General features: G+C 70.8%; 11 protein-coding genes and 1 pseudogene. 5 read left to right on the top strand and 7 right to left on the bottom strand.

The features are described from left to right. The coding region (locus tag VFH10_RS16735; protein WP_325130588.1) for a glycosyltransferase family 2 protein at positions 1–1,884 on the bottom strand (1,884 nt) is incomplete at its 3' end. Positions 1,885–2,001: 117 nt separating this feature from the next. Continuing rightward, positions 2,002–2,256 (bottom strand): WhiB family transcriptional regulator, encoded by a 255-nt coding sequence (locus VFH10_RS16730; RefSeq protein ID WP_325130586.1) that lies wholly within the window; start codon positions 2,254–2,256, stop codon positions 2,002–2,004. A 255-nt stretch (positions 2,257–2,511) separates the two neighbouring features. Between VFH10_RS16730 and cofD the strand changes: the two genes are divergently transcribed. From cofD to VFH10_RS16710, 4 genes are all read left to right on the top strand, one after another. After that, positions 2,512–3,543, top strand: a complete 1,032-nt coding sequence (gene cofD, locus VFH10_RS16725) for a 2-phospho-L-lactate transferase (RefSeq protein ID WP_325130584.1) — start codon at positions 2,512–2,514, stop codon at positions 3,541–3,543. Next, positions 3,540–4,538 (top strand): coenzyme F420-0:L-glutamate ligase, encoded by a 999-nt coding sequence (gene cofE, locus VFH10_RS16720; RefSeq protein WP_325130582.1) that lies wholly within the window; start codon positions 3,540–3,542, stop codon positions 4,536–4,538. Before cofD ends, cofE begins: the two co-directional genes overlap by 4 nt. Before the next feature lie 62 nt (positions 4,539–4,600). Next, complete coding sequence (locus VFH10_RS16715; protein ID WP_325130580.1) at positions 4,601–5,323, top strand: DUF3105 domain-containing protein; 723 nt, start codon at positions 4,601–4,603, stop codon at positions 5,321–5,323. Between the two features lie 21 nt (positions 5,324–5,344). Beyond that, a complete protein-coding gene (locus VFH10_RS16710; protein ID WP_325130578.1) occupies positions 5,345–5,815 on the top strand; it encodes a VTT domain-containing protein in 471 nt (156 codons plus the stop codon). Here VFH10_RS16710 and VFH10_RS16705 read toward each other — a convergent pair. Then, positions 5,805–6,884 (bottom strand): NDP-sugar synthase, encoded by a 1,080-nt coding sequence (locus tag VFH10_RS16705; RefSeq protein ID WP_325130574.1) that lies wholly within the window; start codon positions 6,882–6,884, stop codon positions 5,805–5,807. The two genes, VFH10_RS16710 and VFH10_RS16705, sit on opposite strands and share 11 nt — an antisense overlap. 43 nt (positions 6,885–6,927) lie before the next feature. On the opposite strand from VFH10_RS16705, the gene VFH10_RS16700 reads away from it, so the two are divergent. After that, positions 6,928–7,686 carry a TIGR03089 family protein gene (locus VFH10_RS16700; RefSeq protein WP_325130572.1) on the top strand — a complete coding sequence of 253 codons (759 nt, stop codon included), beginning with the start codon at positions 6,928–6,930 and terminating at the stop codon, positions 7,684–7,686. A gap of 27 nt (positions 7,687–7,713) precedes the next feature. Here VFH10_RS16700 and VFH10_RS16695 read toward each other — a convergent pair whose 3' ends face one another. The 4 genes and pseudogenes from VFH10_RS16695 to VFH10_RS16680 form a co-directional block, all read right to left on the bottom strand. Then, the gene (locus VFH10_RS16695; RefSeq protein ID WP_325130570.1) at positions 7,714–10,521 is read right to left on the bottom strand and encodes an FG-GAP-like repeat-containing protein; all 2,808 of its coding nucleotides are present in this window, start codon (positions 10,519–10,521) and stop codon (positions 7,714–7,716) included. A 408-nt stretch (positions 10,522–10,929) separates the two neighbouring features. Continuing rightward, positions 10,930–11,712, bottom strand: coding sequence for an ABC transporter ATP-binding protein (locus VFH10_RS16690; RefSeq protein ID WP_325130568.1), 783 nt, complete (start codon positions 11,710–11,712; stop codon positions 10,930–10,932). Between the two features lie 3 nt (positions 11,713–11,715). Further along, the gene (locus VFH10_RS16685; protein WP_325130566.1) at positions 11,716–12,621 is read right to left on the bottom strand and encodes an ABC transporter permease; all 906 of its coding nucleotides are present in this window, start codon (positions 12,619–12,621) and stop codon (positions 11,716–11,718) included. After that, positions 12,618–13,337: pseudogene (locus VFH10_RS16680) on the bottom strand (glycosyltransferase family 2 protein); the annotation flags it as partial. The pseudogene VFH10_RS16680 and the gene VFH10_RS16685, both read right to left, overlap by 4 nt.

The following is a 13,337-nucleotide window of genomic DNA, read 5'->3' as shown; positions in this document are numbered from 1 at the left end:
GGTCGCGAAGGTCCACGGCAGCAGCAGCACCAGGCTCACCAGCAGCGGGGTCACGACCGGCAGCCAGCTCGCCGACTCGGCCGCGGACCCGCGGCGGGCGGCGCCGAACGCGAGCGCGGCGACGGGCAGCGCGAGCAGGATCGCGACCGGGACGAAAGCGACGAGCAAGGCGAGCCACAGCGACGTGCGCCAGGCCGCCCGCCACCGCCGGTCGGCGGAGTGGCCGGGAGCCAGGAAGAGCGCGGAGTGCACCAGCCAGGGCAGCACGATGACGCCCACCACCGTGCCGAGGCGGCCCTCCTGGACCGCCCCCGTGAGGACCGGAAGGAGCGCGTAGGCGAGAGACGCCCACAGCGCGGCGGCCGGAGACGGGGTGAGGCGGCGCATCGTGCGGTAGGCCCCGAGGAGCGCCAGCGGCACCGCGAGCAGGAACACCAGGTCGACGACGACCCATGCCTTGCCGAAGGTCAACGTGCCGACGAACGCGAGCGGGAGCAGGTAGGGACCGGCCGGTGCCGCGGAGCCGGTGCCCAGGTCGTGACCCGCTGCGAGGTAGCTGCGCCACCAGTCGAACGCGCTCTCCGGCGCGGGCAGCAGCGCGCCACCGGAGAGCCAGCCGGCGCCGATCAGGTCCCGGGCCGCGACCAGCGACGCCAGCACGGTCACCGCGACCAGCCCGGCGAGCGGGCTGCGAAGCAGTCGGGCGACGACACCGGTGTCCTCGGGGAGGTTCTGCGCCTCCTCCGGGACCGGGCCGGTCTCGGACGCGGTCCCGGTGCTCCGGGCCCGACGGGCGGCGGACAGGTCCGTGGCCTGGTTGGTGAGTGCGAGGGCGAGGTCGGAGACGAAGTCGAGGCCGTGCCGGTAGGGCAGCCAGGCCGGCGCCAGCAGGTGCTTCACCTCGCCGTGACCGACTGTCGCGGTCTGCCGTCGGCGCCGCCGGCCGCCGATGATCCGGCCCGGTCGGCCATGGACCCGTGCCAGCGCCGACAGCTCGTCGCGCGCCTCTCCCGGCGCCCGGACCAGCAGGAATCCCAACGACCGGACCAGGGAGCCGAGCAGCAGCCGCACCCAGAGGACGGGCAGCCATCGACCCGAGGTGTTGACCAGGAGCGTGTAGAGCGCGGCCTGACGCTCGCCGCGATGGAAGTGCCGGCCGGTCAGGTCCGTCCTGCGCACCCCGCGGTGGGCCGCCTCGACGTGGAAGACGACCGCGTCGGGGACCACCAGGGTGCGATGGCCGGCGCGTGCGGCACGCCAGCCGAAGTCGAGGTCGTTGCCGAAGATCGGCAGCCGCTCGTCGAACCCCAGCTTCTCGAGGACCGTACGGCGTACCAGCATCCCGGCCGTGTTGACGGCCAGCACGTCGTGCTGGCGGTCGTGCTGGCCCTGGTCGTACTCGCCGCGCTCGAGTCCGGTCTCGCGGCGACCGGTGCCGCTGATGGTCACGCCGATCTCCAGGAGCCGACGCAGGGAGGGCCACTCGCGGAGCTTGGGGCCGAGGATGTCGACACTCGGCTGGCCGGCGGCGGCCGCCAGCAGCTGTTCGAGCGCGTCGGGCGCCGGGGCGCTGTCGTCGTGGAGGAGCCAGATCCAGCCGTTGTCACCGGGCGCGGCCGGCGCCAGGGCGGCCAGGCCACGTGCGACCGCCGCACCGAAGGAGGTGTGGGCGGGGGCCGTGGTCAGACCATCGTTGCCGAGCCGTTTGTGCAGCAGGTCGACGCTGCCGTCGGTGCTGCCGGTGTCGACGGCGTGCATGTCGTCGGGCCGCCGAGTCTGGCCCTCCACCGCGTCGAGCACGGTCGACAGCCAGCGCTCCCCGTCATGGCTGACGATGAGCGCGGTCACCGATGCGCTCTCCGGAGCCGGTCGAGGGGTCGTCACGGCGCTCAACCCTAGGGGGTGCCCTCGGGGCTGACAGAATCGTCAGCCCGTCAGATGCGCCACACCGTCCCTGCCCTCGCCCGGGGTGCCGGGCAGAGGGACAGACAACTGGACGAGCTAGACGGCCTTCTTCTTCAGCTTCCGCCGCTCCCGCTCGGAGAGACCGCCCCAGATGCCGAAGCGCTCGTCGTGACCGAGTGCGTACTCCAGGCACTCGTCTCGCACGTCGCACGTCAGGCAGACCCGTTTGGCCTCCCGTGTCGAGCCGCCCTTCTCCGGGAAGAACGCCTCGGGATCCGTCTGCGCGCACAGGGCGCGCTCCTGCCAGCCAAACTCCTCGGCGCCTTCGTCGAGTATGAACAGCTCTCGCACGATCTCGCCCTTTCGACCCGTGAGACCCGAGGGTCCCGTCCACTCACCCGTCAACAATGACGCCGGTATGTTGCTGAGATGCGACCGAAGAGGCCCGCTTCTCGACGCCTTGTCCCTCTCGTGTTGTAAACGCTAGTGCGGTTCGCGCCCCGTGTCCCCGAAACGAACAACACTGTGGGAATTACACGTCTGTCGTACAACGGAAGTCAAGCCCGGGTCTGATATAGGCCCACCCCGATCCCGACCAGGAGACCGATGGAGACCGCGCCACCGCCCGCCACCCCGACACCAGCCGGCTCGGGGCCGCGACGGGTCACCGTGCTGTCCGGGGGCGTGGGTGGGGCCCGCTTTCTCCAGGGACTGCTGCACCATCTCGCCGCGACGGAGCCGGACGCCGAGGTGACGGTCGTCGCCAACACCGCCGACGACATCTGGCTGCACGGCCTGAAGGTGTGCCCCGACCTCGACACGGTGATGTACACGCTCGGGGGCGGCATCGACCAGGAGCGGGGCTGGGGACGCACGGCCGAGACCTGGCACGCCAAGGAGGAGCTGGCGGCGTACGGCGTCGAGCCGACCTGGTTCGGGCTGGGTGACCGCGACCTCGCGACCCACCTCGTGCGCACCCAGATGCTGGACGCGGGCTACCCGCTGTCGGCGGTCACCGAGGCGCTGTGCCGGCGCTGGCAGCCGGGCGTCCGGCTGCTGCCGATGTCGGACGACCGGGTCGAGACCCACGTGGTGGTGGACGACGATACGGAGCCGTCCGGGCGCCGGGCCGTGCACTTCCAGGAGTACTGGATCCGGCTGGCCGCGGCAGTGCCCGCGCACGCCGTGGTGCCGGTCGGGCTGGACAAGGCGACGCCCGCCCCCGGGGTGGTCGAGGCGATCACCGACGCCGACGTCGTGGTGCTGCCGCCGTCCAACCCGGTGGTGTCGATCGGGACGATCGTGGGGGTGGCCGGCATCCGTGACGCCCTTGCCGAGACGGCGGCTCCGGTGGTCGGGCTCTCCCCCATCGTCGCCGGCCACCACGTCCGCGGGATGGCCGAGCAGCTGCTCACCGCGATCGGCGCGGAGGTCAGTGCCGCCGGTGTCGCGGAGCACTACGGAGGACGGGCGGACGGCGGCCTGCTCGACGGCTGGCTCGTGGACAGCCGGGACGCGGAGGCCGTCACGCGGGTTCGGTCCGCGGGCATCGCCTGCCGCGCCGTACCGCTGATGATGTCCGACGTGGAGGCCACCGCCGCCATGGCCGCGGACGCGCTGGCCCTGGTGGCCCGATGACCCCCGGAACCGTGCTGGTCCTGCCGGTCGACGGACTCGGCGAGGTGACCGCCGGCGACGATCTCGCCGCTCTGCTCGTCGCCGCGCCCGGTTCCCCGCGTCTCGAGGACGGCGACGTGCTGGTGGTGACCAGCAAGGTGGTCAGCAAGGCGGAGGGCCGGCACAGCGACCTCCCCAAGGAGGCCGTCGTCACTGCGGAGACCGACCGGGTGCTGGCGACGCGCGCGGACACCCGGATCGTACGCACCCGACACGGCCTGGTCCTCGCCGGTGCGGGCGTCGACGCATCCAACACGGCCGCGGGTACGACGTTGGCGCTCCCCCTTGACCCTGATGCCTCCGCCGTCCGGCTGCGAGAGGCTCTGCTCGACCTGACGGGGCGCAACGTCGCCGTCGTCGTGTCCGACACCGCGGGACGAGCCTGGCGGGAGGGCCAGACCGACATCGCGATCGGAGTCGCCGGTCTGCAGGTGCTCGACGAGCACGCGGGACGGGACGACGGCTACGGCAACGTGCTGGCGGTGACCGCCCCGGCCGTGGCCGACGAGATCGCGGCCGCCGGAGACCTGGTCAAGGGCAAGCTCTCAAGGCGTCCCGCGGCCGTGGTGCGAGGGCTCGCCGCCCGAGTGCTCCCTCCGGGCGAGCACGGCCCGGGGGCACGCGCGCTGGTCCGCGCGGAGTCCCACGACATGTTCGGGCTGGGCGCCCGCGAGGCGGTGCTCGCCGCCCTCACGGCGGACGCGGCGTCGGTTCGCGGGTTCGGTGCGCCGGCGACCGCCCGGGTGGTGGCGCACCACCTCGGCGTCCTGGTCGACGGCGAGGTCCTCGTCGCCGGTGGCGCGCCGGCCACGGTCGACGTACCGCTGCCGTCGGTGGACGAGCGCGCACTCGGTCGGCTCGAGGCGCGGCTGACTGCCGCGGCGTTCGCCCTGGGCTGGCGCGCCGGGTCCGGCACGGATCCGGACCGCCTCAGTTTCGTTGAAGCCACTCAGTAGACTTCGCCCGACCGCCCCCGCGGCACCCGCACCCGATCACGCCACCGAGGAACCGCACCCACATGGCCAAGCCCAGCAAGGACAAGGACCGTCGCGCCGTCGCGGCGGAGCTGCGCAAGCAGCAGGAGCGCGCCGAGAAGCGCCGCACCCGAGCCATCCTCGGCGCGGTCGTCGTCGTCGCGCTGGTGATCATCGGGCTGGGTGCCTACCCCCTGATCCGCCAGGAGCAGGTGGCCGGCGGTGAGCTCGAGGAGATCGGGGCCGCGGCCGGCGCGGCCAACTGCCAGGAGGTCGTGAAGAAGTCCGCCGAAGGCCAGAACGACCACCGGGAGATCGGCACGGACATCGTCTACCAGGACGCTCCCCCGGCATTCGGTCCGCACTACCCGCAGACCGCCGGCTTCAACAGGAAGTTCTACTCCACGTCCGACCGCCAGGACCTGGAGTACTACGTGCACAACCTGGAGCACGGCTACAACCTGCTCTGGTACGACGAGACGATCGCCGACAACGCCGACCAGCTCGCCGCGGTGAAGGCGATCGCGTCGAAGTTCGAGGGCGACGAGCTCACCGACAAGTTCATCGCCCTGCCGTGGACGGAGGAGGACGGCAAGGCCTTCCCGGACGGTGCGCACATCGCCCTCACCCACTGGTACGCGAACCCGGAGACGCTCGAGGACCAGGAGGGCGTGTGGATGTACTGCGACGCCCCGAGCGGTCAGGTCGTGAGCGACTTCGTCGAGGACTACCCCTACACCGACTCGCCCGAGCCCAACGCGATGTGACCGGGACACCCGGACCCCACCGTGCGTGACCTCCTGGGTGTGCTCGTGCTGGGGTTCGCCTCGGCACTCTTCCCGCTCATCAACATCGAGGCGATCCTCGGTGTCCGCGCGGCGGTCGCCGACGTCGACGGCATCTGGACGCTCGCCCTCGTCGCCGCCGTGGGGCAGATGGTCGGCAAGATCATCTGGTACTACCTCGGCGCGAGTGCGCTGAACTGGGGCTGGATCCGCCGCAAGGTCGAGCAACCGAAGAACGCCGCCCGGCTCGAGGTATGGCGAGCCCGCACCCACGACCGGCCGGTCGCCGCAGGCGCGCTGGTCTTCGTCTCCGCGGCCACGGGCCTGCCGCCGTTCGCGATCCTGGCCGTGCTCGCCGGTCAGCTGCGCATGAACCTGATGCTGTTCTGCGTGATCGGCCTGGTGGGCCGGTGGCTGCGGTTCGTGGCGGTCCTCGGCGGCACCGAGTGGATCACCGGCCTGCTCAGGACGTGACCGTGTCGCAGTCGACCCGACTGCCGGGTGCGACGGCCACGTCCACGACGGCGCCGTCGCCGATCGTGACCCGTTCCAGGGTGACGTCGCTGCCGACCGCGGCACCCGGCCCGACCACGCACTCGGTGATGACCGCCCCGGAGCCGACCACCGCGCCCGCCATGACGACGCTGCCTGCGACGACGGCTCCCGCCTCGACGCGGGCTCCCCGGGCGACGGCGCTGCCGCCGTTGACAACGGCGGAGTCGTCGACCTCCGCCTCGTCGTCGATGCGGGCGCCGTCGGGCTCCATGTCGACCTCGGGGCTGGGCGCCACTCCGAGCACGAGGTCCCGCGAGGCGGCGACCAGCGCCTCCGGCGTACCGACATCACGCCAGTAGCCGTTCTCGAGGTGCCCCACCACGAGGGCGCCGTCGTCGACGAGCTCGGGGAACGTCTCCCGCTCGACGGACACGACCCTGCCGGCCGGGATCGTGTCGATGACCCGCCTCCGGAAGACGTAGCAGCCCGCGTTGATCTGCCTGGTGACCGGGTTGTCGCTCTTCTCGTGGAAGCCGGTCACCCGGCCCGCGGCGTCGGTCGGCACGCAGCCGAACGCGCGGGCGTCCTCGACCTCCACGAGGTGCAGCGACACATCCACCTGCCGCCCCTCGCGCGGGGTCTCGAAGTCGTCGAGCTGGGCGCCGAGGTCGTGGCCCGACAGGATGTCGCCGTTGAGGATCACGACGGCACCGTCGGGGTCGTCGGCCAGGGCCGGCGCGACGTTGCGGATCGCGCCGCCGGTGCCCAACGGCTCCTCCTCCTGCACGTAGCTGAGCCGGATCCCCCATCGGCTCCCGTCACCGAGCACGGGCTCGAAGAGGTCGGCGCGGTACGACGTCGCGAGCACCACGTGTTCGACACCCGCCTGGGCCAGTCGGCCGATCTGATGGGCGAGGAACGGCACGCCACCGACCTCGAGAAGGTGCTTGGGCCGTCGGGTCGTCAACGGCAGCAGCCGGGTGCCGAAGCCACCCGCCACGATCACCGCCTCACGCGGCGCGCGGCTGCTCTGCTCGTCTGCGGACATGGGCGGAATCATGCCATTCCGCCCGTTCACATAAGGTCGCCAGGTGCCTGCCACCACCTTCGCCGCGGTCCTCGCCACGCAGCTGCGCACCGATGCCGCTCGGCCGCTCGTGACCTTCTACGACGACGCCACCGGCGAGCGCATCGAGCTGTCGGTCACGACGTACGCCAACTGGGTCGCGAAGACCGCCGCGCTGCTCCAGGACGAGCTCGACCTCGAGCGCGGCCAGCTGGCACTCGTCGACCTCCCCACGCACTGGCTCGGTGCGGTGTGGCTCGGTGCGGCCTGGAGCCTGGGCCTGCGCGTCACCGCCGACCCGTCCGTGCTGGACGACGCCGGCGGCCCGGCCGTCGTCGCCTGCGGCCCCGACCGGCTGGCCGAGTACGCCGACGCAGCCGCCACCGTCCAGGTGGTCGCCATGTCGCTGCGCCCGATGGCGGGCCGCTTCACCGAAGCCCTTCCGACCGGTGTCGTGGACTACGCGGCCGTCGTGCTGGGCCAACCGGACGCGTTCACCGCCTACGACCCGCCCGCGCCCGACGACGAGGCCTGGGTCGGCAGCCAGCGTCTCTCCCAGTCCGAGCTCGTCGGGCTGGCCGAGTCGTCGACGCTGCTCGAGCCGGCCGGCCGGCTGCTCACCGACGTGAACCCGTGCAGCGACGCCGGACTGACCACGTTGCTGGCTCCGCTCGTCGCGGGTGGCGGGACGGTGTGGGTGCGGCACCCCGAGGAGGCAGGGTGGGAGCGCCGCCGGGCGTCCGAACGAGCGACCGCCACGCTCCGCGCCCAGCCCGGAGCGTGACGGCCGTGCTCCGTCGGCGGCCAGGACCTAGCCGGCCAGGTCGAAGCCGCCGAACCCGGATGCGACGTACTGCCTCTTGTCGAACCCGCCCTTGACTCCCGGAAGCAGCCAGAGGGTGCCCGTCTTGCGGGCCCGCACGAGCACGTCCTTGCGTCCGCCGCCGTCGAGGTTGCCGAGCGGAAGCACCCAGTCGTACCTCGTCGACTTCACGAGCCGGGCGAGGTTCTTCGGACCCTTGGCCGCGTATCCGGCGCCGAACCCGCCGCTGCCGTTGCCGGGGTAGATGTGGGCCGAGCTGCCCGACGGAGTGCCCGCCAGGTCGGGGATGCCGTCGCCGGTGACGTCGCCGACGCCGCGCAGGTCCGCGACCGACGCGAAGCCCTGGCCGGCGAGGACCGGCTCGGCGAACCCGTCGGCGCCGTTGCCGGCCCGCAGGAACAGGTCGCCGGTGGCGGCGCTGCGGGTCAGCACGTCGGTGTGGCCGTCGCGGTTGAAGTCGCCGACCGTGAGCACCTGGGAGGAGTCCGAGAAGGTCACACCGGTCGGCATGACGCCCTCGATCGGCCGGCCCTGCCGGTTGGGGAACACGACGAGGCTGCCCTTGCGGCTCACCCCCACCAGGTCGGCCGCCGGACCCATCAGGTCCCCGGCCGGGACCAGCTTCCCGACCCCGGCGAACCGGTTCCAGCCACCGAAGCGCTGGCCGAAGCCCTTGCGTCCCTGGGCGGGGTAGACGTACGTGCGACCGGACTCCTTGGCCCTGGCCAGCAGGTCGGGCCGCCCGTCGTTGGTGAGGTCGCCGAAACCTGAGAGCACGTCGAAGCGGTCCCAGGAACCCGGCAGCTTGCGGGCGTTCTTCTTCAGACCGCCCGAGCCGTCGCCGCGGAGCAGCCACAGCTTGCCGTCGGCGTCGCGGGCGTAGAGATCCTGCTTGCCGTCGCGGTTCGCGTCACCGGCCGCCACGACGAGCTGGTAGGTCCAGGGGTTGGCGACCACCTTGGTCTTCTTGAAGGTGCCGTTCCCCTTGCCGCGGAACAGCAGCAGCTTCTGCTTGCGCGCCTTCTTGCCGACCACGTCGTTGCGCCCGTCGCCGTCGAAGTCACCGACGCCGACCAGCTGCACCATCTTCGAGAAGCGCTTGGTGGTGGCTCCGGCGGACACCTGGCCCGCACCGTTGCCCTTGTAGAACGTCGTGGTCCCGGACTTCTTGTCGCGCGCGAGCAGGTCCGCGAGGCCGTCGCCGTCGAGGTCCCAGGTCCCGACGACCTTGTCCGTGCCGGAGAAGCCGCCCGCGACCGGCTGGCCACGGCTGAACCCGGGCTGGCCGCCGGTGCGCACGACGAACGCCTGCTGGGTCGCGGCGTCGCGAACCACGAAGTCCGGCCACTGGCTGCCCGAGATGTTGGTGTTCAGCGGCGTCTTCGTCACCGCCGGCGGGGCCGGTGGTGGCGGTGGTGGCGCAGGTGTGGTCGTCCCCTGGTACGACGTGGCCAGCTGGCGGATCGCGGGGAGCTGGGCGTAGAGGTACTTGCCCGGGCACGCCGTGGATCCCGCGTCCCGGTGGCCGTTGATCGCGTTGAACCTCTTGCCGTTCATGGTGATCCCGGTCGTGGACGCGGCCACGCCGTGCAACCCGAGCTTCCACGCGAAGAGGCGTCCGTACGCGTCCAGCATCGCCGAGGTGGGCTGCGCGGTCTCGAAGTTGCCGATCGCGGACATCGCGAACGACTGCTCGTTGTAGTTCAGGGTGTGTGCACCGACGACGGCCTTGTCGACCCCGCCGTACCGGCCCTCCCAGATGCGCCCGAACCGGTCGACGAGGAAGTTGTAGCCGACGTCGCTCCAGCCCCGCGACTGCGTGTGGTACGCGTAGATGCCGCGGAGGATCGCGGGCACCTGCTCGGCCGTGTAGTTGTTGGCGTTGACCGTGTGGTGCACGAAGCCGGCCTTGATCGTGCCGTAGCGCAGCGAGCCCTTGTCGCGCATCCGCTCGTCTGCACCCCACTGGGCGCGGGAGAAGATCTCCGGCTGTGGCGCTGTGAGCGCGGCCGCACTCGTCACGGCAGCAGGCTCGTCGGCGACGGCCGGCTCCGCTGCCGCGGCAGGATCGGGAGTGGTCGCCGGAGCCGGAGTCGCGGCGTCAGTCGTGCTGGCACTGCTCAGCTGTGCGGTGTCGATGTCCGGCTGTTGACGCACGGGAGCGGTGGTCCGGCCGGGGTCGACGATGCTCAGCCGCATGTCGGAGGGCAGCTTCGCGCCCTCGGTGGTCACGCGCACCTGTACGTCGTCCACGTCGCCCACGACCACCGCGTCCGTGCCGGCCCGGTAGGACTCCGCACTCGCCGGTTCGGGGGCGTGGTTGTCGTCGTAGTGCATCTCCTGCCACTGCGACCACCGCCCGGCGTCGAGCGTTCGCACCTCGATCAGGATCTCGTCGTGGTCCATCTCGTCGGCGCCGTCCCAGGTGACGCCGACCGAGCCGAAGCCACGCACGGTCTCCGCGTCGCTCACGGCCTCCTCGTCGGTGGAGCTCTCGGGAGCCGCGGAAGCGCGGGCGGTCAGCCGTGTGGAGACTCCCTCCGGATCCATCGACTGCGAGCGCGCCGGCGGCCACTGCCCCGTCGTCTCGACCAGCGGAACCTCGCGCACGTCGGGCTCGACCGGCTCCGACGCCACCAGCGCCCCGGCCACGGCCGGGCCGGACGCTCCGCCCTGCGGCGGCGCGACGATGTCGAGCGACACGACTCCCGCGGCGGGCGCCGCGACGGCGGCCACCACGGCGCAGGCCAGCGTCTGCTGGCACAGCGCCACGAAACGGCTTCGTCTCTCGGTCATTGAGCGGCTCTCCAAGGCGGGGCGAATTCACACGAGTACCAAATGTCACACCCGTCCCAGAACCCCGCAATAGGTTCCGCTGAACTACAAACTTGTAATTCGTCCCCACCCGCCGAGAAGGTGATTTCCCTTACCCACAAGGGCTTTTCGGCCACCCATGACCATGACCTGCGCCTTGCGTGCGACCTTTGTAACCCGGGCAGGGGTTGGGCCGCAGTGTTTCGCCGACCCGGACCGCGGGACTACCGGTGAGCGGTGAGCCGGACGTCGCCGCCCCGACCGTGGCGGGTCTGGCGGGAGGGCCGAGCCTGCGAGGCCCGGATGGTAGGTCGGGGCGGCGACGGCAGGCGCATCGCGGACGTCAGATTCCCGCGGACCGAGCCACCGGCTGCCGGACGTCCACGAGACTCAAACGTCGCTACCCAGCTCCTCGTCCTCCTCCTGCTCGGAGTTCACGTCGTCCTCGGTGTCCTCGTAGTGCAGGAACTTGATCCCCGCATCGGTCTCCCCGTCGAACACCTTGCGACCCTTCTCCAGCACGATCACCCGGTCGCACATCTTCCGGACCGAACCCGCCGCGTGGCTGACGTAGAACAGCGTGCGTCCGCTCGCCCGGATCTCCTGCATCTTCGCCATGCACTTCTTCTTGAACGGCTTGTCCCCCACCGCGAGGACCTCGTCGACGAGGAAGATGTCGGAGTTGGTGTTCACTGCCACGGCGAATCCGAGACGGGACGACATTCCCGAGGAGTAGTGGCCGACTGGCGTGTCGATGAACTTGCCGATGTCGGCGAAGTCGATGATCTCGTCGAACCTCGCCTTGGTCTCCTTGTCGGTCATGCCGAGAATGGCGGCGTTCAGCACGATGTTCTCGCGGCCGGTGAGCTGGGGGTGGAAGCCGGTCCCGGTGGCGATCAGGCCGGCGATCCGGCCCCGGGTCAGCACTTGTCCGCTGTCCGGGCGCATCACACCGTTGATCAGCTTCAACAGGGTGCTCTTGCCGGAGCCGTTGAGCCCCATCAGGCCGATGGACTCACCCTGCTCCACCTCGAACGAGACGTCGTCGAGCGCCAGGAAGGTGTCGGTGAGATCTTGCCCGCGGATCTTGGCGATGGACATCTGCTTGATCGTCCGGTGGTAGCGCATGGTGAAGCGCTTCGACACGTGGTCGACGACGATGGACTTGGTCATGGGCTAGAGGCGCTCCGGGAACTTCTTCTCGAGTCGGATGAAGACGAGCTGGGCGATCACGAGGACGACCAGCGCTCCGCCGAGGTGGGCGAAGCCGATCGTGAACAAGTGGTCGGGCATCTCGGTGATGGCGCTCGCGGCGGGGTCGTCAGTGGTCGGGAGCCAGAAGCAACGCTGCATCAGCAGCACCGCCGAGGCGAGCGGGTTGAGAAGGTAGTAGGGCGCGAATTCGGCGAACTTGTCCTGAACCAGGCTGTAGGGGTAGATCATCGGCACGCTGAACTGCACGAACTGGTTCAAAGTCTGCACCACGTTGGAGAAGTCCCGGGCGAACACATTCGCGGCGCTGAACAGCAACGCGAGCGCGGTGCCGAGGACCGTGAAGATCAGGAACCCCAGCAGGCCCGCGGCGAAGCCGACGGGATCGGGCGACCAACCCACGAACAGGCAGGCTCCGAGGAGGATCACCATCCCGGGGACCGTGTGGTACGCCGAGACGATCATCGACGCGGTCGGGAACATCTCCCGCGGGACGGCCATCTTCTTGATGATCGAGGAGTTCCGCACGATGGACCGGGTGCCGGCCGTGAACGACTCGGTGAAGTAGTTGACGAAGACCATCGCGGTGAAGACGTGGACGGCAAAGTTCTCCACCACATCGCCCATGCCGATGATCTGGCCGATGACGAAGTAGTAGAGCAGGAAGCGGACCAGCGGCTGGATGTAGGACCACACCATGCCCAGGAACGAGCCCTGATAGCGGGCACTCAGCTCACGCTTGACCAGTAGCCGCAGCAGGTAGCGACGACGGAAGACCTCGAGCAGGCCACTGGTGCTCGAGGGCGGCTGCATCCCGGCCGTGCCGGGCGGTCGCTCGTCGGGGCCGGGTCGGCCGACGAGAGTGGTCATCGGGTGTCGCTCTCCGCCGACGACGCCTCGAAAGTCTTGGCCCAGGTCTCGGGCGAGGTGATGTCGGCGAGCGAGTCGCGGTAGCGGGCTGCCAGCGCCGGCCACTCGCGGTGCAGCCGCTGGTGGATCTCGACGGTCCGGGCCAGCAGGCTCTTGAACTCATGCTGGTCGCGCTTGTGCCAGGACGCGCTGGTGCCGTCGGGCATCGAGACGACGACGGAGTCGAACTGGGCGATCATCCACCACTTGGCGTCCATCGCCGCGAGCCGTGCCTCCGGGTGCTGCTCGGCCAGGGTGCGGATCGGGCGAGCCTGGCGTACGGCACTGGTGGCGGCCGAGACGAGCTGACCGATGCGGCCCTTCGGCAGTGTCGGGTCCTGCCCACGCTTCGGCGGCTTCTTGCGCTTCACGGCCGGGAACGCGTCGGGGTCGGGCGAGGTCTGGGCGTCCGCGAACTGGCTGCGCAGCGCCTTGAGCTCCGGTAGCTTGGTGGCGAGCTCGTCGTGCAGCCGCTCCGGGCCGGCCAGCACGTCCTCGAGCGCACGGTGCCGGAGCTCCGCGGTGGAGTACTGCATCGAGAACAGATGCTTGATCTGGTGGTTGAAGCTCTCCCTGACCACCCGCCCGCCGTGCTCGTAGGGCGAGTGCAGCAGAGCCGCGATCGTGCGGTTGCGCTGGTGGAAGTAGGACTGCCAGTCCAGCGCGTCGTTCTTGTC

The organism is Nocardioides sp. (assembly GCF_035697785.1).
In the GTDB taxonomy this organism is placed as follows: domain Bacteria; phylum Actinomycetota; class Actinomycetes; order Propionibacteriales; family Nocardioidaceae; genus Nocardioides_B.
The sequence above is the reverse complement of the archived record's forward strand: the minus strand, read 5'-3'. Positions and strand labels throughout refer to the sequence as shown.